Raw genomic sequence first — 23,518 nt, 5'->3', positions numbered from 1 at the left:
TTTTTGGCCCCTCCCATTCTGAAACTCGACGATATCTTCCTGAGCTTCGGCGGCGCGCCGCTTCTGGCGGGCGCTTCGCTGCAGGTCGAGCCCGGCGACAAGATCTGTCTCGTCGGCCGCAACGGCTCGGGAAAATCGACGCTGCTGAAGATTGCCGCCGGCCTGGTCGAGGCGCAGTCCGGCGAGGTCTTCCGCCATCCCTCTTCGACGGTGCGTTATCTCGAACAGGCGCCGGATTTTGCCGGCTTCAGCACGGTGCAGGCCTATGCGGAAGCCGGGCTTGGGCCGGGCGACGACCCCTATCGCGTCACCTATTTGCTGTCGCATCTGGGCCTGACCGGCGAGGAAGACCCGAACACCCTTTCCGGCGGCGAATCGCGCCGTGCCGCCCTTGCCCGCGTCCTGGCGCCGGAACCTGACATTCTCCTGCTCGACGAGCCGACCAACCACCTCGATCTGCCGACGATCGAATGGCTGGAAGGCGAACTGCAGAAGACGCGCAGCGCGCTGGTTCTGATTTCGCACGACCGGCGGTTCCTCGAAAAGGTTTCGACCGCAACCGTCTGGCTCGACCGCGGCAGCTCGCGCCGGCTCGACAGGGGGTTTGCGCATTTCGAGGCCTGGCGCGACCAGGTGCTGGAGGCCGAGGAATTGGAACAGCACAAGCTCGGCAAGGCGATCGAGCGCGAGGAGCATTGGCTGCGCTACGGCGTCACGGCGCGGCGTAAGCGCAATATGCGCCGCCTCGGCGAGCTGCAGACGATGCGTTCGCAGTATCGCGGCCATAAGGGACCGCAGGGCACGGTGCAGGCGACGGTTTCCGACGCGCAGGAATCCGGCAAGCTGGTGATCGAGGCCGACAAGATCACCAAGAGTTTCGGCGAGCGCGCCATCGTCACGCCCTTCTCCATCCGCGTGCATCGCGGCGATTGCATTGGCTTGGTCGGGCCGAACGGCGCCGGCAAGACGACATTGCTGAAAATGCTGACCGGGCAGCTTTCTCCGGATAGCGGCACGATAAAGCTCGGCACCAATCTGGAGATCGCGACACTCGACCAGAAGCGCGAGGATCTCGATCCCGAGGATACGCTTGCAAACTACCTGACGGACGGGCGCGGCGAAAACCTGATCGTCAACGGTGAGCAACGGCATGTCACTGGTTACATGAAGGAGTTCCTGTTTCAGCCGGAACAGGCGCGGACGCCGATCAGGAGCCTCTCCGGCGGCGAGCGCGCCCGGCTGATGCTGGCCCGCATCCTGTCACGCCCGGCAAACCTCCTGATCCTCGACGAGCCGACCAACGATCTCGATATCGAGACGCTCGACCTCCTGCAGGAAATCGTCGCCGGCTTTCCCGGCACCGTCATTCTCGTCAGCCACGATCGCGATTTCCTCGACCGCACCGTGACGTCGACGATCGCACCGGCCGTGCCGGACGCGCCAGACGGCCGCTGGATCGAATATGCCGGCGGCTATTCGGACATGCTTGCCCAGCGCAAGGGCGCGCTTGAAGAGCGCAAGAAGGCCGAGAAGGCGGCGGAGAGGCCGAAAACCCAGGAGACGGCGCCTGCCGCGGGAAGCGCGAAGGGCAAGCTCTCCTTCAAGCAGAAATTCGCGCTGGAAAGCCTGCCGAAGGAGATGGCGAAAGCCGAAGCCGAGATTGTCAAGCGCGAACAGGTGATGGCAGATCCCAATCTCTTCACGCGTGATCCGGCAGCCTTCAACCGGCTTGCCGTCGAGATGGAGAAACTGCGCGCCAGCCTCACGAAGATGGAAGAGGAGTGGCTAGAGCTCGAAATGCTGCGGGAGGAGCTGGAGGGCTGACCTTCACAACTCAGCCTCTCGCGTCATCCATGTAACCGGACGGACGGCCGGAGCGGCCTTAAAGCGCCGGGGCTGGGACGGCAGCAGCGCCCGCACTGGCGCTGGCGCCCGTCTGGGCGACCTGGGGCTGCGCCTCTTCGGATTTTGACGGCAGCGCCTGCAGATGCAGGACGCGCGGCTGCAGCGCCTCGAGATAGGCTTCGGAGCGGCCGATATAGATCATGCCGGTTTCGGGCATGGAGGTCAGCAGCTTTGCCATCGTTGCCTGCCACTCCGGCTCCATGCCTTCCAGCACTTCGTCGAAGACGATCCAGCGCGGGCGCACGAGCAGCAGGCGGGCGAAGCCGATCGCCTTCTGTTCGTCGCTGTCGAGCAGCTTGTCCCAGCGAGCGCGGGTATCGAGCCTTGTGATCAGCGAATGCAGGCCGGCCTTGTCGAGGGCGGCCTCGACGGCGGCTTTCTCGTAAGCATTGGGGCTTTCGGGAAAAGCCAGCGCCTCGCGCAGCGTGCCGCCCGGAACATAGGCGATCTGCGGCACGAACAGCGTATCGTCGACCGGCGGCAGACCCATCGTGCCGCTGCCGCATGGCCAGAGGCCGGCCATGGCCTGGAACAACAGCTTGCGGTTGACGCTGTGATCGCCGTTGATCATGATTTTCTCGCCGGCCTTGATCACGACATCGGTTTCGCGCAGGCGGAAACCGCCGCATTCGTCGATATCTTCGCCGATCTTGGCGTTGATCACCACATCCTTCAGCGTCAGCGTGTCGGGCGCGGTGTTTTCATAGGCGATGCTGTCCTTCAGGTCGTAGTCCTCGTCCATGTCGAGCAGCGCCTGGCGGAAATCGGTGACGCGCATCAGCGTGGCCCGCCATTCGGCGATCGGGCCGAAATTGGCGACATACCAGCGCAGCGCGGTGTTGACCTGGTTGAAGGCGCCGACCGACATCATCAACTGGCCGAGGGTGAGGCCGCCGGAGAAATAGGCGGGCGCAGCGACAATGATCGGAATGACGATCACCAGCCAGCCATAGCCGGCCGAAACCCAGGTGAGGTTGGTATTGGCCATGGCCAGCCGCTTGACGACCCGCAGCACCGAGCTGATGTCGGTGTTGATGCGCCGGCGCTCGTTCTCCTCGCCGCGGGCGACGGTGATCGCCGGCATGTTCTCATTGGCATGCATCAGCGTGAAACGAAGCTCGGCCTCTTTCGAGAAGCGGTCGGCATTGAGCTTCACCAGCTTGCGGCCGACGACCTGGCTCAGCACCGAGGCGGAAGCGGCATAGAAAATCGCCGCCCAGACCATGTAGCCCGGAATGGAGAAGCTGTGGCCGTTGATGTGGAAGATGAAGCCGCTGGAAAGCTGCCAGAGCACGCCGATAAAGCTGACCAGAAGAATGGTCGATTGCAGCAGGCCGAGAACGAGCCCCGTCGTGCTTTCGGCGAGATTGCGGGAATCCTCGTGCAGCCGCTGGTCCGGATTGACGCCGATCAGGCCGCTGGAGGCGAGCCGCAGCGCCCGCTTGCGCTTCAGCCACTGGTCGACGAGATCGCGCGACAGGCCCTCGCGCATATAGAGCGCAGTCATCTGATTGAGCCAGGCCTGCAACACGTTGAGCAGCAGCAGCGTGCCGGCGATCATCGCGAAGATTTCGAGCTGGTGGAAGAATTCGCCGAGGTCGCGGCGCTCCAGCGAGTCGTAGAAGGGGGCATTCCACTCGTTCAGGATGACCTGGCCATAGGAGGTCGCCAGGATGACGAGGATCAGCACGGTCGCCAGAAACAGCACCTTGCCACGCACTTCAGAATTCCAGAATGCTGAGAACATCACCCCGAGGCGATATGTCAGGCTGAGATCGTACCCTACCCTGTCCTGCCTTCGGATGCCCGGCCTCCCCTTGGTCTTATCTGCCATCACGCTTTTCCAACACCGCCCATACTGTCATTATTAGCATGGTGGCGTTACCGGTCTATCAACAGATTCTATCAGTCATTAAACTGTGATGAGGCTTGCCTGAGTCGCCGCTGCATGCATTCGGCAGTTGATTCGTCGCGCAACTGGGACTAATTAAGGCATTCCGTGGTGATTTGGCCGGCCGGCTTGCAGCCACGTTAAAAAATTCGCTAAAGGGCCGCGTGCGGACCGGTAGCGATTTTTTGTCGCCGCCGGTTTTTTATTTTTGATCGAGTGACCGCAATGCCCATCAAGATCCCCGATACGCTGCCCGCCTTCGAAACCCTCGTCCAGGAGGGTGTGCGGGTAATGACCGAGACAATGGCGATCCGACAGGATATCCGCCCGTTGCAGATCGGGCTGCTCAATCTCATGCCGAACAAGATCAAGACCGAATTGCAGATGGCCCGCCTGGTCGGCGCCTCGCCGCTGCAGGTGGAGCTGTCGCTGATCCGCATCGGCGGGCACAAGGCGAAGAACACGTCCGAAGATCACCTGCTTGCCTTCTACCAGACCTGGGAGGAGGTAAAGCAGCGCAAATTCGATGGCTTCATCATCACCGGCGCGCCGATCGAACTCCTGCCCTATGAAGACGTCACCTATTGGAAAGAGATGCAGGAGATTCTCGACTGGACCGAAACCAACGTCCATTCGACGATGAACGTCTGCTGGGGCGCGATGGCGGCGATCTATCATTTCCACGGCGTTCCGAAATACGAGCTGAAGGAGAAGGCCTTCGGCGTCTACCGCCACCGGAACCTGAAGCCTTCCTCGATCTATCTCAACGGCTTTTCGGATAATTTCGAAGTGCCGGTATCGCGCTGGACGGAGGTGCGGCGCGCCGACATCGAGAAATCCGACAGCCTGGAAATTCTGATGGAATCGAGCGAGATGGGTGTCTGCCTCGTGCATGAGAAAAGGGGCCGGCGGCTCTACATGTTCAATCATGTCGAATATGATTCCACCTCGCTCTCCGACGAGTATTTCCGTGATGTCGACGCCGGCGTGCCGATCAAGATGCCGCACAATTACTTCCCGCATAACGATCCGGCGCTTGCGCCGCAGAACCGCTGGCGCAGTCACGCACATCTCCTGTTCGGCAACTGGATCAACGAAATCTACCAGACGACGCCCTATGACGTCGAAGAGATCGGCATGGATCTCTGAGCGGATCAGCGGATGCCGCGGCATTTCTTTCTGATCCGACCGGTTGCGGATTGAAGCAAATGCGGGCAGGTTCCGGTCCTGAACCCCAAGGATAGAACGGAACGGATGTCGATCATGTCGGAGAAGTTGGAGCGGGAAGTTTTCGGGCAGACGAAGGCGGGCGAAACCGTCTATCGTGTCGTCATCAAGGGCGGCGGGCTGACGGCCAAGATCATCAGCTGGGGCGCGGTCATCCAGGATCTGCGCCTCGAGGGACATGACGCGCCGCTCTCGCTCGGCTTTGAGGATTTCGACAGCTATCCGCTCTATTCCGCCTATTTCGGCGCGACGCCCGGCCGCTGCGCCAACCGCATCGGCGGCGGTAAATTCACCCTCGACGGTAAGGACTATCAGCTCGAGCCGAACGAAAACGGCGTCACGCATCTGCATGGCGGCAGCGACAATATCGCCAAACGCAACTGGACGATCGTCGAGCATGCCGTCGACCGCGTGGTGCTGAAAATCGTCGATCCCGATGGCCGCGCCGGCTATCCCGGCAATTGCACGATCCAGGCAACCTTCTGGGTGCACGGCAGCGGCGAACTGTCGGTGACCTACGAATCGACCAGCGATCAGCCGACGCTCGCCAATGTCTGCCAGCACGCCTATTTCAATCTCGACGGCCGCGAAGATGCGCTTGGCCACGACATCATGATCGCCGCCGATCATTATCTGCCGACCGATGACAGGCAGGTGCCGACCGGCGAGATCCGTTCCGTTGCCGGCACGGAATTCGACCTGCGCGAAATGGCGCCGATGAAGCGTTTCGTCGGCAGCGAGCAGGTGCTGTACGACCATAATTTCTGCCTGTCAGCCGAACGCACCGCCAAGCGCAGCGTCGCGCTCGCCCGCAGCCTTTATTCTGGTGTGTCGCTTGAGGTGCGCAGCACCGAGCCGGGCGTGCAGTTCTATGCCGGCTTCAAGCTGAACACCGGGGCGCCCGGCCTCGGTGGGCGCAAATACGGCCCCTTCGCCGGCTTCTGCCTGGAAACGCAGGTCTGGCCGGATGCCATCAATCACCAAGGTTTCCCGAATGCGGTGCTGCGCCCCGGCGAAGTGCTGCGCCAGGAGACGGATTATATCTTTACCAAGAGCTGAGCGTCCGCCCAGACGAACGCCTGTCAAATTTGAGCGCTATGAACCCTCTCCGGACACTCGCCGGGGAGGGTTTTTTCTATGGGCATCCGATTGCGTCTTGCCGATTGGTTCTAAATAGGTTCTATTGCCTGCCCATGGATAGAACCAGTCTGATAGCGGAACTGAACAGCCGCGGTCTGCGTGACGCGGGCCTGACCGGGCCGCTCTACAAGCGGCTGGCGCAGGCCCTGACCGGCCTTGTGCAGGAAGGCCTGCTGAAGCCCGGCACAGCGCTGCCGGGCGAGCGCGACCTTGCCGAGGCCTTGAAGCTCGGCCGCGTCACCGTGCGCACCGCCTATCGCGACCTGATGGCGTCGGGCGTACTGGAATCGCGCCATGGAAGCGGTACTTTCGTATCAAGCAGAGTGGAGCGCATGGAACAGTCGCTCTGGCGGCTTTCCTCCTTCTCCGCCGACATGCGCTCGCGCGGGCGGCTGCCGGCCGCACGGATCTTGTCGCGGTCGGTCAACAGGCCGTCGCCGGAGGAATCCTTCCTGCTCGGCCTCGGTGGCGACGAGCCGGTTCTGCGGCTCGACCGCTTGCGTCTTGCCGACGGCCTGCCGCTGGCGATTGAGCGCGCCGTGGTGCCGATCAAGTTCCTGGGCGACGATGCCGGCGGCGAAGGATCGCTTTACGATGCGCTGGCGGCCAACGGCCACAGGCCGGTGCGGGCGCTGCAGCGGCTGACCGCGGTCACCCTCGACCCGTCCTCGGCCGCCATCCTGAACGTCAAATCAGGCGCGCCGGCGCTTCTGATCGAACGCGTCTCGCGCCTGGAAGACCAGCGCGTCGTTGAATACACCCGCTCGCACTATCGCGGCGATGCCTATGATTTCGTTGCCGAATTGAGAATCGGAGATGACCTATGAGTGAGAATCAGTCGCTGATGCTGCAGGAAGCCGGCCAGTCGCCGGAGGTGGTGGCCACACTTCTCGAAAAGGAAAAGCCGGTCTTTGCCGAGATCGCCCGGCTGTTTTCGTCCGCCCGCCCGAGCGTCGTGACGACGGCGGCGCGCGGCTCTTCGGATCACGCCGCCACCTTCTTCAAATATCTCTTCGAGATCACCTGCGGCGTTCCCGTCGCGTCCGTCGGCCCGTCGATCGCTTCCGTCTACGGCGCCGCACTCCATCTGAAGGGCGGCGTGCATTTCACTGTCTCGCAGTCGGGTGCCAGCCCCGATATCGTGGCGCTGCAGGAGGCGGCCAAGAAGGGCGGGGCGACGACGATCGCCGTCGTCAACGTCACCGACAGCCCGCTGGCAAAACAGGCCGATATCGTTCTCGGCCTGAATGCCGGCGCCGAAAAGAGCGTTGCGGCAACGAAGTCCTTCATCGCTTCCGTTGCCGCTCTTGCCGGCGTCACGGCTGCGATCGGCGGCGGGTTCGACCTGCAGACAGCGCTCGCCAAGCTGCCGGAGGCGCTTTCGGCAACCGCCGGGATCGATACGGCGGCAGCCGAAGACGTGCTCTTCCACGCGACCTCGCTCTATACGGGCGGCCGCGGCCCGGCTTTCGCGATCGCACTTGAAGCGGCATTGAAGGCCAAGGAAACCGCCGGCCTGCATGCGGAGGCCTTTTCGCTGGCGGAACTGATGCACGGTCCGATGCGCCTGGTGCAGCCGGGCTTTCCGATTGTCGCCTTTGCGCCCGACGACGCGGCCTTCGCCAATAACGGCCAGGCGCTGGAGCGGCTGCAGAAACTCGGCGCCACCACTGTCGGCTTCTCCACGCAGCCGCTCTCCGGCCTCAATCTGCGGGTGCCGACGACGGGCAACGGTCTCGTCGATCCGCTGGTGTCGCTGCTCGTCTATTACCGGCTGATCGAGTCGGTGACGCGCCGCAAGGGCTTCGATCCGGACAAGCCGGCAAACCTGCTCAAGGTGACGGAGACGGTCTGATGGCCCGCAAGATCTTCATCGGCGCCCGTATTTTCGACGGCGAGCGCTTTCATGACGACAAGGCGCTGATCGTCGCCGACGGCCGGGTCGAAGCGATCGTTGCGACAAACGATCTGCCGGACGGCGAGACGGTGACGCTTGCCGGCGGCGTGCTTTCGGCCGGCTTCATCGATGCGCAGGTCAACGGCGGCGGCGGGCGGATGCTGAACGACGAACCATCAATCGCCTCGATGGAGATCATCGCACAGGGGCATCGGCCCTATGGCACGACGTCGCTGCTGCCGACGCTGATCACGGATACGGCAGAGGCCTCCATTGCCGCGATCGAGGCCGCGATCGAGGCTGTCAAAGGGAACCGCGGCGTCGCCGGCCTGCATCTCGAAGGCCCGCATCTGGCGCCGGCGCGCAAAGGCGCACATCTGGCCGAATTGATGCGGCCGGTCGAGGACCGCGACGTCAAGGCCTTCATCCGTGCGCGTGAGGCGATCGGCACGCTGCTCGTCACTATTGCCGCCGAACAGGTGACGGTTGCCCAGGTAAGCGAACTTGCCGAAGCCGGCGTCACCGTCAGCATCGGCCATTCCGATTGTTCGAGCGAGGCGGCGGAGGAACGTTTCGATGCCGGGGCGCGCGGCGTCACGCATCTCTTCAACGCCATGAGCCAGCTGGGACATCGCGCTCCCGGCCTCGTCGGCGCCGCGATCGATCATCCCTCCACCTGGTGCGGCATCATTGCCGACGGTCATCACGTCGATCCGAAGGCCTTGCGCACGGCGCTGCGCGCCAAGCGGGGCGAAGGCAAACTGTTCTTCGTCACCGACGCAATGTCGCTCGTCGGATCAAAAGAGGATTCGTTCACGCTGAACGGTCGCATCGTCCGGCGCGAAAGGGGCGGCTTCTGCTCGAAGCTGGTGCTCTCCGACGGCACGCTGGCCGGTTCCGACGTCGACATGATCTCGACGATCCGTTACGGCGTCACTTATCTCGACCTGACGCTCGCCGAGGCTCTGCGCATGGCGACCCTCTATCCCGCCCGTTTCCTCAGGCTTGCCGATCGCGGCCATCTCTCGCCGGGCGCGCGCGCCGATCTCGTCCATCTCACCGATGCGCTCTCTGTTACCGCCACCTGGCTTGCCGGCGAAGCGGCCTGACATCAAGGAGACCTGGCATGACTGATATCACCGATGCCTATTTCTCCAATCTGATCGGCCGGCTGGAGACGCTGAAGCAGGTACTTGCCGAGCCGATGGCGCAGGCAGCGTCGGTGATCCTCGATGCCGCCCGCGGCGACAAGCGCGTCTATGTCTTCGGCACCGGCCATTCGCACATGCTGGCGGAGGAGGTGCACTACCGCGCCGGCGGGCTCGCCTTCACGGTGCCGGTGCTTGTCGGGTCGGCCATGCTGCACGAGGGAGCGGTCATCAGCTCGGTCTATGAACGCACCCAGGGCCTGGTGCGGCCGATGCTGGAGCGTTACGGCATGCAGCCGGGCGACGTCATTATCATTGCCTCGAATTCCGGCGTGAACGCCGCGCCGATCGAAGCCGCCGACTATGCGCATGAAATCGGCGCCAAGGTGATCGCCATCACCTCGATCGCCTATTCCGCAGCGATCGCCAATGGCCGCCGGCGGCTCGCCGAAGTCGCCGATATCGTGCTCGACAACGGGCTGCCGCCGGGTGATGCCGTTCTCGACCTTGCAGGCACAGGACTTCGGGTCGGGCCGGTCTCGACGGCGGTCGGGGTCACAGTCATCAATGCGATCTTTGCCGAAGTCGCCTCGGAACTTTCCAAATCCGGCGATGCGCCGGTCTATCTCAGCGCCAACATGCCGGGGGCGGCCGAGATCAATCAGAAGCTGGTGAAGAAGTACAGGCCGCGCAATCCGCATCTCTGATATCGCGGATACAAAAAAGGCCGGTCTGAGCCGGCCTTTTGCGCGAGATGCAACCAGGATCAGTCCTTGGCGCGCTCGACGTAGGAATTGTCTTCGGTCGCGATGACGACGCGGGTGCCGGCATTGATATGCGGCGGCACCATGGTGCGCACGCCGTTCGACAGCATTGCCGGCTTGTAGGAGGACGACGCCGTCTGGCCCTTGACGACCGGCTCGGTCTCGGTGATTTCGAGCGTGACGTGGCGCGGCAATTCGAGCGCCAGCGGAATGCCTTCATGGATCGACAGGATGCAGGACATGCCTTCCTGAAGGAAGGCCTTCTGGTCGCCCATGGTTTCGACGTCGACCACGACCTGGTCGTAGGTCGCCGGGTTCATGAAGTGGAAACCTTCGCCGTCTTCATAGAGATACTGGAAGGAGACGTCTTCGACGAAGGCGCGCTCGACCTGTTCGGTGGTGCGCCAGCGCTCGGAAACCTTCACGCCGTCAACGATGCGGCGCATGTCGACCTGGGTGACCGGCGTGCCCTTGCCCGGATGAAAGTTCTGGGCGGTGAGAACGACGTAAAGCTTGCCGTCGACATCGAGAACGTTGCCCTTGCGGACCGAAGAGGCGATGACCTTGACCATAAGACTTCCTTGTAACTCGGCTTTCGGCGTCGTAGAGGACTGTCGAAACGCCCTGAAGACGCAAATATTTTTCTTTGGGGGCGCAACTAACCTAAAATCCGGGAAATAGCCACCCCCATACCGGCTTCTCCGGCGAAGAAAGCTTGGAATGAACTCTGCGGCCAAAGCGTCCCCCTGGTGGACCCCGTCCGTGCATGCCGATCGCCGCCCGTTCCTCATCGGGCGCAATGCGATCCAGGCCACGTTGCGCGGGTTTTTCGCGCGCGAGGACTTCATCGAGGTGGATACCGCGGTGCTGCAGATATCGCCGGGCAACGAGGCGCACCTGCATGCCTTCGCGACGGAAGCGGTGACGACGGACGGGCAGAGGGCGCCGTTTTATCTGCACACTTCGCCGGAATTCGCTTGCAAGAAGCTGCTTGCTGCCGGCGAGCAGCGCATCTCCTGTTTTGCCCATGTCTACCGCAATCGCGAGCGCGGGCCGCTGCATCACCCGGAATTCACCATGCTCGAATGGTATCGGACCGGCGAAAGCTATGAGAGCCTGATGATGGATTGCGTGCGCATTCTGGCGCTTGCGGCCGAGACGGCGAAGACTGACAGGCTTGGCTATCGCGGCCGTGAGAGCGATCCCTTTGCAGGGCCGGAGCGGGTGAGCGTCGCCGAAGCGTTCGAGCGCCACGCCGGCATCGATCTTCTCGCCTCCGTCGCCGCCGGCGGTTCGACCGATCGTGAGCATCTGGCGGCCGAAGTCCGGCGCGTCGGCATGCGTGTGGCCGAAGACGACGGCTGGGCCGATCTCTTCAGCCGGGTGCTGGTCGAGAAAATCGAGCCGCATCTCGGCTTCGGCCGCATCACCATCCTCGACGAATATCCGGTCTCGGAGGCGGCCCTTGCCCGCCCATCAGCCCGCGATCCGCGTGTTGCCGAGCGTTTCGAGCTCTATGCCTGCGGCGTCGAGCTCGCCAACGGCTTCGGCGAGCTCACCAACGCCGCCGAACAAAAGCGGCGGTTCGAGATCGAGATGGCCGAGAAGATGCGGGTCTATGGTGAGACCTATCCGATCGACGAGGATTTCCTGGCGGCACTGTCGTCGATGCCCGAGGCAAGCGGCATTGCGCTCGGTTTCGACCGGCTTGTCATGCTGGCGACGGGCGCTTCGCGCATCGATCAGGTGCTCTGGGCACCGGTCGCGGAGTATGGGCGATGAACGCCGTCAAGCCGCTCAAGAGCGTCGATGATCTTCTGCAGGCAGGTCTGGCCACGCTCGGCGATCGTGCAATGCTCGACGAAGTGGCCGCGCGTTACGCGATCGCGCTGACGCCTGCCGTCACGAGGCTGATCGACCGCGCCGATCCCGATGATCCGATCGCACGGCAATTCGTGCCCGACGCCGCCGAACTGACGGTCGCGCCCGAGGAACGCGCCGATCCGATCGGCGACCATACCCATAGCCCCGTCGAAGGCATCGTCCACCGCTATCCCGATCGCGTACTGCTCAAAGCCGTGCATATCTGCCCGGTCTATTGCCGCTTCTGCTTCCGACGCGAAATGGTCGGACCGCAGGGTCTCGGCACGCTCGATGCGGCGGCGATGCAGAAAGCCTTCGATTACATAGCCGGCCACCAGGAGATCTGGGAGGTGATCCTCACCGGCGGCGATCCGCTGGTGCTTTCCGCGCGCCGGCTCCGCGACATCATGGAGGCGCTGGCGGCAATCGCGCATGTCAAGATCGTGCGCTTCCACACCCGCATTCCCGTGGTCGATCCCGAAAAGATCGACGCGGCGCTGATCGATGCCCTGAAGGCGAGCGGCAAGACGGTCTATGTGGCGCTGCATGCCAACCATCCCAGCGAGCTGACAAGCGAAGCGCGCGCGGCTTGCGCCCGCCTGGTCGACGCCGGCATCGCCATGGTCAGCCAGTCGGTACTGCTGAAGGGCGTCAATGACGATCCCGACGTGCTTGCCGAACTGATGAAGGCCTTCGTCGAGATCCGCGTCAAACCCTATTACCTGCACCATCCGGATCTCGCGCCCGGCACCGGCCATTTCAGATTGACGATCGACGAGGGGCAGCGGATCGTCGCGGCGCTGCGCGGACGGATTTCCGGGCTTTGCCAGCCGGCCTATATCCTCGATATCCCAGGCGGCCACGGCAAGGCCGTCATCAGCGAAAGCGTGATCAGGGCAACAGGTGACGGATGTTATTCCGTCTCGGACTATCGCGGCGGCGAGCATTTCTATCCCCCCGCCGGTTGACGCAAAATGGCGCTTTGCGTGTCATTTCTGTACTCGTCGCGTCGACGAGCGCCGCAAGCTTCGTTGTCGAAACTCTATTAAACTATTGATGTAGAATTGTTATTTTTACTCCAGCCAAGCCGATCGCTAAAATCCTAACTGTGAGTGCTAATCATATTTAACCCAACAAATTAGCGGAATGTTCTGTTTTCCGCACTAAAAGAACGCTCATGACAAGGCGATGAACGCCGGTTCGGGATCATGAGAATCTTGGAGTGATGGGATGAATACGACAATCCGCGACCTCGTAGCCAAATTTGGCAAGCTTCCGACGTCGATCGACCAGATCGCCGACGATGCCGATCTTTATGCAGCAGGTCTGACGTCCTTCGCTTCGGTGCAGCTGATGCTCGGCATTGAAGAGGCGTTCGACATCGAATTTCCCGACAATCTCCTGAACCGCAAATCCTTCGCGAGCATCTCGGCGATCGCCAAAACCGTCGATCTCATCCGGGACGGCCGGAAGGTCGCCTGATGAATTTCCCCGTCAAGATCATGCAGGACGGTCTTGTCGCAAGGGTGGCTCGCGTCGCCGAAATCGCGGCCAAACATGCCGATGCCGTTGACGCCGAGGGCCGTTTCCCACGGGAGGCCGTGGATGCCATGAAGGCCGAGAGGCTGCTCGGCATTCAGGTGCCGCACCATCTCGGCGGTGAATCGGCCTCGATCACCGAGATCGCCGAATTGTGCTCGATGCTCGGCCAGGCTTGCGCGGCGAGCGCCATGGTCTTCGCCATGCACCACATCAAGCTGTCGAGCCTTGTCGAACACGGCGCCGACAGCCAATGGCATTGCCATTTCATGCGCCGCATTGCTGCCGAGCAGCTGCTGATCGCCTCCGCCACCACCGAGGGCGGGATCGGCGGAAACCTGCGCAACAGTATTTGCGCGGTCGAAGTCGATGGCGATATCTGCCGCCTCGAAAAGGATGCGACCGTCATTTCCTACGGCTCGCATGCCGACGCCATTCTCATCACCTCGCGCGCCCACGCCCAGGCCGCCTCCTCCGATCAGGTGCTGACGGCCTTCCTCAAGGACCAGTACACGCTCGAAAAGACGCATGTCTGGAATACGCTCGGCATGCGCGGCACCTGCTCCGACGGCTTCCTGTTCAAAGGGCAAGCGCCGGCGCATCAGATCCTGCCGAAGCCTTTCGCCGAGATCGCGGCGCAATCCATGCTCGCTTCCTCGCACCTGTTGTGGAGCGGCGTCTGGTACGGGATTGCGGTCGACGCCGTTGCTCGCGCGCAGGCCTTCGTGCGCGCCGCCGCCCGCAAGGCCCCCGATGCCCAGCCGCCCGGCGCCCTGCGCCTCGCCGAGGTCTCGAACCTGCTGCAGATGGTGAAATCCAACGTGGTGGCCGGCCTGAAGGCCTATGAACATGCCAAAGCCGATCCCGACAGACTGTCGTCGATGGGCTTCGCCGTGGCGATGAACAACGTCAAGATCGCCTCGTCCGAGACGATCCTGGAGATCGTCAACCATGCCATGCTGATCTGCGGTATCATGGGCTACAAGAACGGCACGCCCTTCAGCCTCGGACGCCATCTGCGCGACGCGCATTCCGCACAACTCATGATCTCGAACGACCGCATCCTCGGCAATACGTCGAGCATGCTTCTTGTCCACAAGCAGGACACTAGCCTACTGGGGTAACAGTCATGGATATGCAGACCTCGTTTCTCGACCGGCTTTTCGAAGCCGGCCTGCTGATCGACACGGGCATCGATGGACTCTATGGCCGCAGCGGCCAGTTCGAAGAGGTGATCGCTGCCTTCGAGCGCCTCATCGACAAGGTCGGCGGCGGCGACGGTGCGGAGGCCATGCGCTTTCCTCCGGGCATGAACCGCGCCTTCTTCGAAAAGAGCGGCTACATGAAGAGCTTCCCGCAGCTGGCCGGCACGGTGCACAGCTTCTGCGGCAGCGAACTCGACCATGTCAGCCTGCTGCAATGCATGGAAGTCGGCGAGGACTGGACCAAGGGGCAAGAGGCGACCGACATCGTGCTGACGCCGGCGGCCTGCTATCCGCTCTATCCGACGGTCGCCAAACGCGGCAATCTGCCGAAGACCGGCGGCCTCTTCGACCTGCAATCCTATTGCTTCCGCCACGAGCCGTCGAAAGACCCGGCCCGCCAGCAGCTGTTCCGCATGCGCGAATATGTCTGCATGGGCACCGAAGAGCACGTCACCGATTTCCGCCAGCGCTGGATGGATCGCGGCATCGAGATGATGAAGGCCGTCGGCCTCGAGGTGACGATCGATATTGCCAACGATCCGTTCTTCGGCCGCGCCGGCAAGATGCTCGCCAACAATCAGCGCGACCAGAATCTGAAGTTCGAACTGCTGATCCCGATCACCTCGACCGCCAATCCGACCGCCTGCATGAGCTTCAACTATCATCAGGACGCCTTCGGCGCGAAATGGGGCCTCAACCTCGAGGACGGCAGCGTTGCGCACACGGCCTGTGTCGGCTTCGGGCTCGAGCGCATCGCGTTGGCATTGTTCCACCATCACGGGCTCGACGTGAAGCAATGGCCGGCCAATGTGTGGAAAGCGCTGTGGGGCTGAGCTACTCGATGACATCGGTATTCCCGGGGATCAGCCCGGAAAGCTACCGTCAGCACGCGCTGCATTCCAGCGAGCGCGCCTGGCCGGAAACCAACTGTTACGTCGATCTCTGGATCGAAGTGCTGGCGACGTCGGGGGCGGTACCCGAGGCGATGCTGGGTTTCACCCTGGCGCAGGATTTCGAAGGCGACCAATTCACCTTCTTCAAGGTGCCGCTCGAGGATCTCGAGACACTTTACGGCATCCGCGCGACCGAGCTTGCCATCTATGACCGGGTCGAGCGGCATGTCGACGTGCAGATCGCGCGGGGCCGCCTCTGCCTGATCGAGATGGATTCGTTCTATATGCCGGATACGCGCGGCACCGCCTACCGGCAGGAACACGGCAAGACGACGGTTGCGATCAACCGGCTGGACGTTGCGGCAAAGCGTGTCGACTATTTCCACAATGCCGGCTATTTCCGCCTCGAGGGCGAGGATTTCGACGGGCTGTTCCAGCTGCAGCTGACGGAGAACGACCCGCCGTTCCTGCCTTACACGGAATTTGCACGTTTCCCGGAAAAGCCCGCCGACGAAGCGCATCAGCGCGCAACCGCGCGGCGGCTTGCCGGGGTTCATTTCAACAGGCGGCCCAGAGAAAATCCGATCCGCGCCTTCGCCGCCATCTTTCCGCAACAGGTGGAAGCGGTGGCTGAGCGGCCGTTCGGCTTCTTTCACAAATATGCCTTCAATACGCTTCGTCAGGTCGGCGCCAATTTCGAGCTGGCGGCCGATCACCTGGCGTGGCTCTCCGCGGATGAATTCGCAACCGCCGCCGAGCATGCGCGGCGCATTTCGGACGCGGCGAAATCCGTGCAGTTCCAGCTTGCCCGCGCCGTCGCCCGCAGGAAGTTCGAGCCGCTGCAGGCAGCTCTTGATCCGGCCGCCGATGCGTGGGATTTGATGATGGCATCGCTTGCAGAGCGAATCTGAGGCCGGAGATCAGACCATGCGGGGGCGTTTGGCAAGCATCGGAGCCGAGGAAAGCGTGCTTTCCGAAGGCTGGAACCTGGTCCTGACGGAACCGGATGCCTGTGCGGTGCCGCACGACATTCCGCTCTCCGCGCAGTTCATTCCCGCACCCGTACCCGGCACCGTCGCCGCCGCACTCGAAAAAGCCGGGCTCTTCGACCGGGAAAATCCGGAACCGCTGAACGCGAAAGACGCCTGGTATCTCTGCCGGCTCTTCGATGCCGAGCCCGGCGATGCGATCCTGCGTTTCGCGGGGCTCGCGACGCTGTGCCATGTCTTTCTCAACGGCCAGGAAATCCTCTTTTCCGAAAGCATGTTCACGGCGCACGAGATTCCCGTGACGCTTACGGGCGGCGACGAACTGGCGCTCTGCTTCCGGGCGCTCGGCCCGCGGCTGTCGGAGCCCGGCCCGCGCGCGCGCTGGCGGCCGCAGATGATCACGCCGGTAGGCCTGAGAAATTTCCGCACGACGCTGCTCGGCCATATGCCGGGCTGGTGCCCCGATATTCACGCGGTCGGCCCGTGGCGACCGATTTCGCTGCTGCGGCGCAATCCCGTCTCGATCGACAATGTCTCCATCCGCGCCGTCCTGGACGAGAGCGGCGTCGGCCGGCTGAGCGTTTCCCTGCACAACAATGCCGACAACCCGTCGATGCTGCTGCGCTGCGGCGGCATGGAACAGCCGTTCGAGAAAGTCGGCGACAATCATTATTCGGCTATCCTCAAGCTGGCCGACATCGAGCCCTGGTGGCCGCACACCCATGGCGCTCCACGTCTCTACGAACTGACGCTGGTTTCCGATGGCGCCGAGTACTTGCTCGGCAGCACCGGCTTCCGGCGTATCGAGGTCGAGCGCGGCGATGACGGCGATGACTTCGCGCTTCTCGTCAATGGCGAGCGCGTCTTTTGCCGCGGCGCGGTGTGGACGACGGCGGATATCGCCCGCTTGCCAGGCGGACGGGCGGACTACGAGCCGTTCCTGCGTCTTGCCACTGACGCCGGCATGAACATGATCCGCATCGGCGGCACCATGACCTATGAGACGCCGGATTTCTTTGCGCTCTGCGACGAGCTCGGCCTGCTCGTATGGCAGGACTTCATGTTCGCCAATTTTGACTATCCGCGCAACGACAAGACTTTTCTCGGTCACGTGCATGCCGAGGTCGAGGAATTCCTGCACGGCGTCCAGGCCTCGCCTTCGCTCGCGGTGCTTTGCGGCGGCAGCGAGATCCACCAGCAGGCGGCGATGCTCGGCCTGCCGATGGAATTCTGGAGTGGGCCGATCACCGATGAGATCATCCCGGCCGTCATCGCGCGCATGCGTCCCGACGTTCCCTATGTCCCGAATTCTCCCTATGGCGGCGCAATGCCTTTTTCGCCGAACGCCGGTATCGCGCATTATTACGGCGTCGGCGCCTATATGCGGCCGATTGCCGACGCCCGCCGCGCCGAGGTGCGGTTTGCCTCCGAAAGCCTCGCCTTCGCGCATGTGCCGCAGCAAAGGACGCTGCATCGTCATCTCGACGTGCCGGCCGTCCACAGCCCGCTCTGGAAGGCGCGCGTGCCGCGCGACCGCAGCGCATCGTGGGATTTCGAGGACGTTCGCGACTTCTATCTGCAGCTGCTTTACGGCTGCGATCCGGCCCGGCTGCGCCGCGAAGATCCGGAACATTATCTCGATCTCTCCCGCGCCGTCACCGGCGAGGTGATCGAGGAAACCTTTGCCGAATGGCGGCGCAAGGGCTCCGGCTGCAGCGGCGCGCTCGTCTGGACGCTGCAGGACCTGTTGCCCGGCCCCGGCTGGGGCGTGATCGATTCAACCGGCGAGCCCAAGCCGGTCTGGTATGCGATGCGCCGTGCCTTCCGGCCGGTTCAGACTGTCTTTACCGATGAGGGAACCAACGGCCTCGATGTGCATGTCGTCAACGAGACGGACGCCGCACTCGACGTGGAGCTCGAAGTCTTCTGCCTGCGCGACGGCAAGCAGCAGGTCGTCAGCGGCAATACCGGCTTCACGCTGGCGGCAAGGAGCGCGGAACGTTTTGCGTCCACCGCGCTGTTCGGCGCCTTCTTCGATACGACCTATGCCTTCCGCTTCGGCCCACCGGCGCATGATGTGGGCGTGGCGCGACTGCGCTCGCTCGCCGACGGCGCCGTTCTCGCCGAAAGCTTCCACTTCCCCTTGGGACGCGGCAAAGCGCTTCACGATGCGGGCATTGAGGCATCGCTCGGCAAGGCCGGCGACGATTGGTTCGTCGATCTCAGGACCGACCGGCTGGCGCAATCGGTGCATATCGACGTCGAAGGCTATCGGGCCGACGACGATTGGTTCCATCTGGCCCCCGGCGCGATGCGGCGCGTGAAGCTTCACGCACTCTCCGGCACGGAAGGCGATCTTCCACCTGCGGGCGAGATCAGAAGTCTGGGCAGTTCACATCGCGTCATGCTCCAGGGCTGATGCTTCCGCCAAAAATAATGCCGACGCATTGAGAAAGACCCGTGATTTGAGAACGATATACCGCTTTCTGCGCGCCCATGTCCTGCAGCGGCTGATTCCGCGGTCGCGTCTGGCCTTCAATCCGCGCAGGCCGGTGGAAATCGTCGGCTATCTCTCGATGGCCGTCGGCGTCGGCGAATCGGCAAGGCTCTGCGCCGGGGCTCTGTCGGAGGTCGGGCGGGCGATTTCGCTCTCCGACGTCAGCACCCATCCCGACGAGAATTCCTTCGCCGGCTGGACGCCGTCGCGTCTCTCCACCGAACCGCCGGGAAGCCGTATCTGGCATCTCAATCCGCCGATGCTGCCGCGCGCCATCCTGAAGAAGGGCGTCGCGAATTTCACCCGCGCCTTCAACATCGGCTATTTCGCCTGGGAACTCGAAGTCGTGCCGGCGGAATGGCGCAATGCGATGCATTATATGAACGCCGTCTTCGTGCCGTCGGAATTCACCCGGCGGGCGATCGCACCGCTGACCAAGGCGCCGGTCATCGTCGTCCCGCATCCGGTCACCGAGGCGGCGGCAACCGACGGCATGCGGGAGAGATTCGGCATCGAGAAGGATGCCTTTCTCGTCAGCTTTATCTTCAGCGCCGGCTCCTCGATCAACCGGAAGAACCCGCAGGCCGTCGTCGAGGCCTTCAGGATCTTTGCCGCCGAAGCCCCAGGCGCTGTCCTGCTGATGAAGGCCAGCGGCGATGTGAACAAGGATGAAGGCCTGCGCGAGCTGATTGCTTCGGTGAAGGGCGAAAGCCGCATCAGGATCGTCACCGACAGGCTGTCGAACGCCGATATCAACGGTCTCATCCGCTGTTCGGACGCCTATCTTTCGCTGCATCGGTCCGAGGGTTTCGGGCTGACGGTCGCCGAGGCGATCATGCAGCGTACCCCCGTTATCTCCACCGCTTGGTCGGGCACGGCGGATTTCTGCGATCCGGACAATACATGGCTGGTCGGCTCTCCCCTCATTCCCGTGGTCGATACTCATCCGGAATTTGCCGGGCTCGCGGGCGCGGTCTGGGCCGATCCCTCTCCGCAAGCTGCGGCCGAGCACCTCAGGGACATCTTCCGCGCGCCCGAGCTTGCGCTGGACAAGGCGGAGAAGGCCCGGGCGTTCCTGCTGCGCTATCTCGCTGAGAATAGCTACGAGAAGGCGCTTCGGCGGCTGGCGGCGATGCAGGCGAGCTAAGCTGAGGTCGTCACCCCGCTTTATTTTAACATTTTCGCATTAGAGATGGCGAGTGTCCGGCCTAGTGGGCCGATCCTGACGGATGGACGGATGTCGAAGGGTATTATCGCAAATTCGGTGGTGAATGCGGCGGCGGGCATGCTGCTGTTGCTGACGGGATTCGTTTCCTCGATCATCACCGCGCGGCTGTTGGGGCCGGAAGCCAACGGCATCGTCGCCTTTTCGCTCTGGCTGGTGGTGACCGGCGCCTCGATCGCCGAGCTCGGCTCCAGCATCACGCTCCTGAAGACGCTGCCGCAGCTTTCGGCCGAAGGTTACGATGCACGCCGCCGGCGGGGGTTTGCCGCCATCCTCGTCAGCTTCATGATGTTTTCGACCGTCGTGCTGCTCGCCCTCTACGCGCTGTTTTTCCTGACCTCCGAGGAGATGCACTGGGCCGAGACCACGCCGTCCGTCGCTCTGGTCACCGGCGGGCTGTTCTTCGTCCAGGCGATCGGATCCTTCGTCAAATTCTACCTGATCGGAGAGAAGAAACTCGGCGCCTTCTTCCGGCTGACCGTCGTCGTCTCGATCGTGCAGCTTGCCGGCGTCGCTGGCGGCGCCGTCCTCTATGGCGTCCAGGGCGTTCTTATCGGTTACGCGCTCGGCCAGCTTGTCTTGTTCTTCGCCACGCTGCCGATCCTTCTTACGCGGCGGGACTGGTGCGGCGTGTCGCTGAAATACCTCGCCTCGTCCTCCGTCATCCTGTCGATCCAGTTCATCATCGATTCCATCTTCCTCAACCGGCTCGAGCTGCTCTTCCTGCAGCAGTTCTGGTCGGTGGAGATGGTCGGTTACTACGCCGTCGGCCTGTCGATCGCCAATATCGCGCTGCAGCTGCCGATCCAGATGACCGGCAGCCTGCTGCCCTATTATTCCGAGCGGCGGCATAACAGCGACGATTCGACCTTGCCGGTCGAAGTCTTCGCCGCCGTCACCCGCAGCATGGCCTATATCGTATTGCCGATGAGCCTCGGGCTTGCGGCGATCTCAAGCGAACTGGTGCTCGTGGTGTTCGGCGAAGCGTTCCGCCGCAGCGGTACGGTGGTGGCGCTGCTGGCGCTGGTGGCGCCCGCCTATACCTTCATGCAGATCCTCAGCCTCTACCTCCTGTCGATGGACAGGGCCCGCTCCCGCCTGAACATCAGTGTGATAGGTGGCCTTCTGATGGTAGTCGGTTGTTTACTGATTATACCTAGGCTCGCCGCCGAGGGTGCCGCACTCGTGCGCATTCTCGTCTTCGTTGCGATGTCGGTGATGATGATCAGACAGACAGGATTCGGATCTCAGCTTTCAGGCCTCTACACGAGCCTGACGAAGGTGACGCTGGCTGCCGTGCTGTGCGCTTGCGGAGCCATTTCCGTGCTGGAATTTGTCCATGGTCCGGCCGGACTGGTCGGCGCGATCATCGCCGGCACGTTCTGCTATTTCGCAGCGCTGCGGGTACTGCGCGCCGTACCGACCGAAGATGTTGACGTCATGCGTTCCATTCTCGACAAGATGCCGTCCGTGCTGCGCAAGCCGGTCGGGCACGCAATCAATTTCGTTGCGCCGGCGCTTCCCGGCGATCCCGATCGCGCCAAGGTCGCTCCCGGAGAGTTCTCGCTCGAACCGGCCGAGGGGGCTGGACGCAGCGCTGCCCTGCCTGTCGTCTTCGACGGTACGATCGGCCTGTTCATGCCTGAGAGTGCAGGGGTGAAGAAGCGGTCGGCCGCCGTGCTCTTCGTCAGCCCCTGGGGTTTCGAGGAGATGTGCAGCCGCAAGTTTTTTCGCGTTGCGGCCGAACATTTTTCGGATATCGGTGTGCCGAGCCTACGCTTCGACTATCGTGGCGCCGGCGATGCGCTGGATTTCGACGCGCTGCCGGCAAGGCTGGAAACCTGGGAAAATTCGATCCGCGCGGCGGCCGCCAAGCTGAAGTCGCTCGCCGGCTGCGACCGTATCGTCCTCATCGGCCAGGGCCTCGGCGCAACGCTTGCCCAACGCATCGGCTCTTCGATCGACGGCGTCGACAGCCTCGTCATGCTGGCGCCGGTGCTGAGCGGCCGGGCCTATCTGCGCGAACTCACCATGTGGTCGAAGATCATCGATGCCGATCTCGGCCTTGGCAAGGAGCATGTCCAGACCGCCAAGGTTCAGATCGCCGGGCTCGTCATGCCCGAGGAGATCGCCGGCGAGCTCGGCAAGCTCAACATCGCCTCGCCGCAGGGATTGGCGGCGTCGCGCTATCTGATCCTCGAACGTCCCGCCAAGGCCGACGATACCGGCTTTGCCGACACACTGAAGGCGCTTGGCGCCGATGTCGAGCAGAAGGCTTTCGAAGGCTATGACGAGCTCGTCACCAATCCACTCTTCGCCAAGACGCCGATGGCTGTCGTCGATCTGCTGACGACCTGGCTGGAGGGCGCCACGGTGGAGACATCCGCCGCCCCTTCGCCGGCAGAAATCGAGAACCCGCCGCTGGCCGGCGATGGGTTTGTCGAAATGCCGGTCCGTTTCGGAAGCCATGGTCACCTGGTCGGCGTCGTCAGCCGGCCGCCCGGCGAGATCAAGGGCAGTGCCGTGCTCTTCCTGTCGACGGCCTATGACCGGCATGCCGGCTGGGGGCGGACGACGGTTGATATGGCGCGCGAGCTTGCGCGCCAGGGCGTGGTTTCGCTGCGCTTTGATTCCGCCAATGTCGGCGACAGCCCGCCGCGACCCGATGCGCCGGAGCAGGTGCTCTATTCCGATACGCAGACCGCCGATGCGGTCGCCGCGCTCGATCTGCTCGAAGGCATCGCCGCCGGCCCGGTGATGGTGGCCGGCCGATGCAGTGGCGGCTATGTCGCCTTCCGCGCCGGCGTCGCGGACGAGCGGCTGAAGGCCGTCGTGTCGATCAATCCCTTCGTTTATTACTGGGATCCTGAGATACCGGTGCGTAAGGAACATGTTGTCTCCGTTCCCCGCAGCCTCGATGATTATGGCCAGCGCCTGGCGCGGCTCGATACGCTAAAGCGGCTGCTGCGCGGCCAGGTGGATGTCGTCTCTGCGCTGCAGAACATGGTCATCGCTGCCGGTCGTCGTCTGTCCCCATGGATCGCGCCGCTGCTCGAGCTGCTTCCCGACCGGCGCCACATCGCCCGCGAAGTCCGGCATTCCTTCACTGAGTTCGGCAAGCGTAAGGTGCCGTTGACGCTGATCTACAGCGAAGGCGACGTTGGCCTCGATCACGTCTATTTCCATTTTGGACCGCGCGGCGCCAAGCTTTCCCGCTATCCGAACGTGCGGCTGCTGATGCTGCCGGACGCCGATCACAATCTGACGCCGCCGCAATCACGCAGGTTCGTGCTCGATGAGATTATCCGTCTCGCCAAAGCGTGACGGAAATTTCA

General features: G+C 63.0%; 18 protein-coding genes and 1 riboswitch. Of the genes, 16 read left to right on the top strand and 2 right to left on the bottom strand.

Translation table 11 applies throughout. The features are described from left to right. Positions 1-3: 3 nt before the first annotated feature. A complete protein-coding gene (locus CO671_RS10435) occupies positions 4-1,824 on the top strand; it encodes an ABC-F family ATP-binding cassette domain-containing protein (protein WP_097605857.1) in 1,821 nt (606 codons plus the stop codon). A 58-nt stretch (positions 1,825-1,882) separates the two neighbouring features. Here CO671_RS10435 and CO671_RS10430 read toward each other — a convergent pair whose 3' ends face one another. Next, positions 1,883-3,739: an ABC transporter ATP-binding protein/permease gene (locus CO671_RS10430; protein ID WP_097605856.1), complete on the bottom strand. Its 1,857-nt coding sequence runs from the start codon at positions 3,737-3,739 to the stop codon at positions 1,883-1,885. 155 nt (positions 3,740-3,894) lie between these two features. Next, a riboswitch (SAM riboswitch) is annotated at positions 3,895-3,972 on the top strand. Between the two features lie 49 nt (positions 3,973-4,021). On the opposite strand from CO671_RS10430, the gene metA reads away from it, so the two are divergent. From metA to CO671_RS10400, 6 genes are all read left to right on the top strand, one after another. Then, the gene (gene metA, locus CO671_RS10425; RefSeq protein WP_004674197.1) at positions 4,022-4,945 is read left to right on the top strand and encodes a homoserine O-succinyltransferase; all 924 of its coding nucleotides are present in this window, start codon (positions 4,022-4,024) and stop codon (positions 4,943-4,945) included. Positions 4,946-5,059: 114 nt separating this feature from the next. Beyond that, complete coding sequence (locus CO671_RS10420; RefSeq protein ID WP_097605994.1) at positions 5,060-6,082, top strand: aldose epimerase family protein; 1,023 nt, start codon at positions 5,060-5,062, stop codon at positions 6,080-6,082. Between the two features lie 134 nt (positions 6,083-6,216). Then, a complete protein-coding gene (locus CO671_RS10415; protein ID WP_097605855.1) occupies positions 6,217-6,990 on the top strand; it encodes a GntR family transcriptional regulator in 774 nt (257 codons plus the stop codon). Continuing rightward, the gene (locus CO671_RS10410) at positions 6,987-8,018 is read left to right on the top strand and encodes an SIS domain-containing protein (RefSeq protein ID WP_097605854.1); all 1,032 of its coding nucleotides are present in this window, start codon (positions 6,987-6,989) and stop codon (positions 8,016-8,018) included. Before CO671_RS10415 ends, CO671_RS10410 begins: the two co-directional genes overlap by 4 nt. Beyond that, on the top strand, positions 8,018-9,169 hold the full coding sequence (gene nagA, locus CO671_RS10405; protein ID WP_097605853.1) for an N-acetylglucosamine-6-phosphate deacetylase: 1,152 nt from the start codon (positions 8,018-8,020) through the stop codon (positions 9,167-9,169). Before CO671_RS10410 ends, nagA begins: the two co-directional genes overlap by 1 nt. Positions 9,170-9,186: 17 nt before the next feature. Continuing rightward, the gene (locus CO671_RS10400; RefSeq protein WP_097605852.1) at positions 9,187-9,915 is read left to right on the top strand and encodes an SIS domain-containing protein; all 729 of its coding nucleotides are present in this window, start codon (positions 9,187-9,189) and stop codon (positions 9,913-9,915) included. A 59-nt stretch (positions 9,916-9,974) separates the two neighbouring features. Here CO671_RS10400 and efp read toward each other — a convergent pair whose 3' ends face one another. Next, positions 9,975-10,544 (bottom strand): elongation factor P, encoded by a 570-nt coding sequence (gene efp, locus CO671_RS10395; RefSeq protein WP_010031711.1) that lies wholly within the window; start codon positions 10,542-10,544, stop codon positions 9,975-9,977. A 148-nt stretch (positions 10,545-10,692) separates the two neighbouring features. Here efp and epmA point away from each other — a divergent pair, with 148 nt between their 5' ends. The 9 genes from epmA to CO671_RS10350 all read left to right on the top strand — a co-directional run bounded on the left by epmA (position 10,693) and on the right by CO671_RS10350 (position 23,507). After that, positions 10,693-11,754 carry an EF-P lysine aminoacylase EpmA gene (epmA, locus tag CO671_RS10390; protein ID WP_097605851.1) on the top strand — a complete coding sequence of 354 codons (1,062 nt, stop codon included), beginning with the start codon at positions 10,693-10,695 and terminating at the stop codon, positions 11,752-11,754. Then, positions 11,751-12,803 (top strand): lysine-2,3-aminomutase-like protein, encoded by a 1,053-nt coding sequence (locus CO671_RS10385; RefSeq protein ID WP_010031712.1) that lies wholly within the window; start codon positions 11,751-11,753, stop codon positions 12,801-12,803. The genes epmA and CO671_RS10385 overlap by 4 nt, the downstream gene beginning before the upstream one ends. 262 nt (positions 12,804-13,065) lie before the next feature. Continuing rightward, positions 13,066-13,317, top strand: a complete 252-nt coding sequence (locus CO671_RS10380) for an acyl carrier protein (protein WP_010031713.1) — start codon at positions 13,066-13,068, stop codon at positions 13,315-13,317. After that, positions 13,317-14,498, top strand: a complete 1,182-nt coding sequence (locus CO671_RS10375; RefSeq protein ID WP_097605850.1) for an acyl-CoA dehydrogenase family protein — start codon at positions 13,317-13,319, stop codon at positions 14,496-14,498. The genes CO671_RS10380 and CO671_RS10375 overlap by 1 nt, the downstream gene beginning before the upstream one ends. Before the next feature lie 5 nt (positions 14,499-14,503). After that, positions 14,504-15,412 carry an amino acid--[acyl-carrier-protein] ligase gene (locus CO671_RS10370; protein ID WP_097605849.1) on the top strand — a complete coding sequence of 303 codons (909 nt, stop codon included), beginning with the start codon at positions 14,504-14,506 and terminating at the stop codon, positions 15,410-15,412. Between the two features lie 8 nt (positions 15,413-15,420). After that, on the top strand, positions 15,421-16,383 hold the full coding sequence (locus CO671_RS10365) for a DUF1839 family protein (RefSeq protein ID WP_097605993.1): 963 nt from the start codon (positions 15,421-15,423) through the stop codon (positions 16,381-16,383). Between the two features lie 16 nt (positions 16,384-16,399). Continuing rightward, positions 16,400-18,880 (top strand): glycoside hydrolase family 2 protein, encoded by a 2,481-nt coding sequence (locus tag CO671_RS10360; RefSeq protein ID WP_097605848.1) that lies wholly within the window; start codon positions 16,400-16,402, stop codon positions 18,878-18,880. A gap of 46 nt (positions 18,881-18,926) precedes the next feature. Then, positions 18,927-20,105: a glycosyltransferase family 4 protein gene (locus CO671_RS10355; protein ID WP_097605847.1), complete on the top strand. Its 1,179-nt coding sequence runs from the start codon at positions 18,927-18,929 to the stop codon at positions 20,103-20,105. A gap of 90 nt (positions 20,106-20,195) precedes the next feature. Further along, positions 20,196-23,507: an alpha/beta fold hydrolase gene (locus tag CO671_RS10350; RefSeq protein ID WP_097605846.1), complete on the top strand. Its 3,312-nt coding sequence runs from the start codon at positions 20,196-20,198 to the stop codon at positions 23,505-23,507. The last annotated feature ends 11 nt before the right edge of the window (positions 23,508-23,518 follow it).

It is taken from the genome of Rhizobium sp. M10, from assembly GCF_002531955.1.
In the GTDB taxonomy this organism is placed as follows: Bacteria; Pseudomonadota; Alphaproteobacteria; order Rhizobiales; family Rhizobiaceae; genus Rhizobium; species Rhizobium etli_C.
Note: the sequence above shows the minus strand (reverse complement) of the source record. Positions and strands in the feature narration are given on the sequence as shown.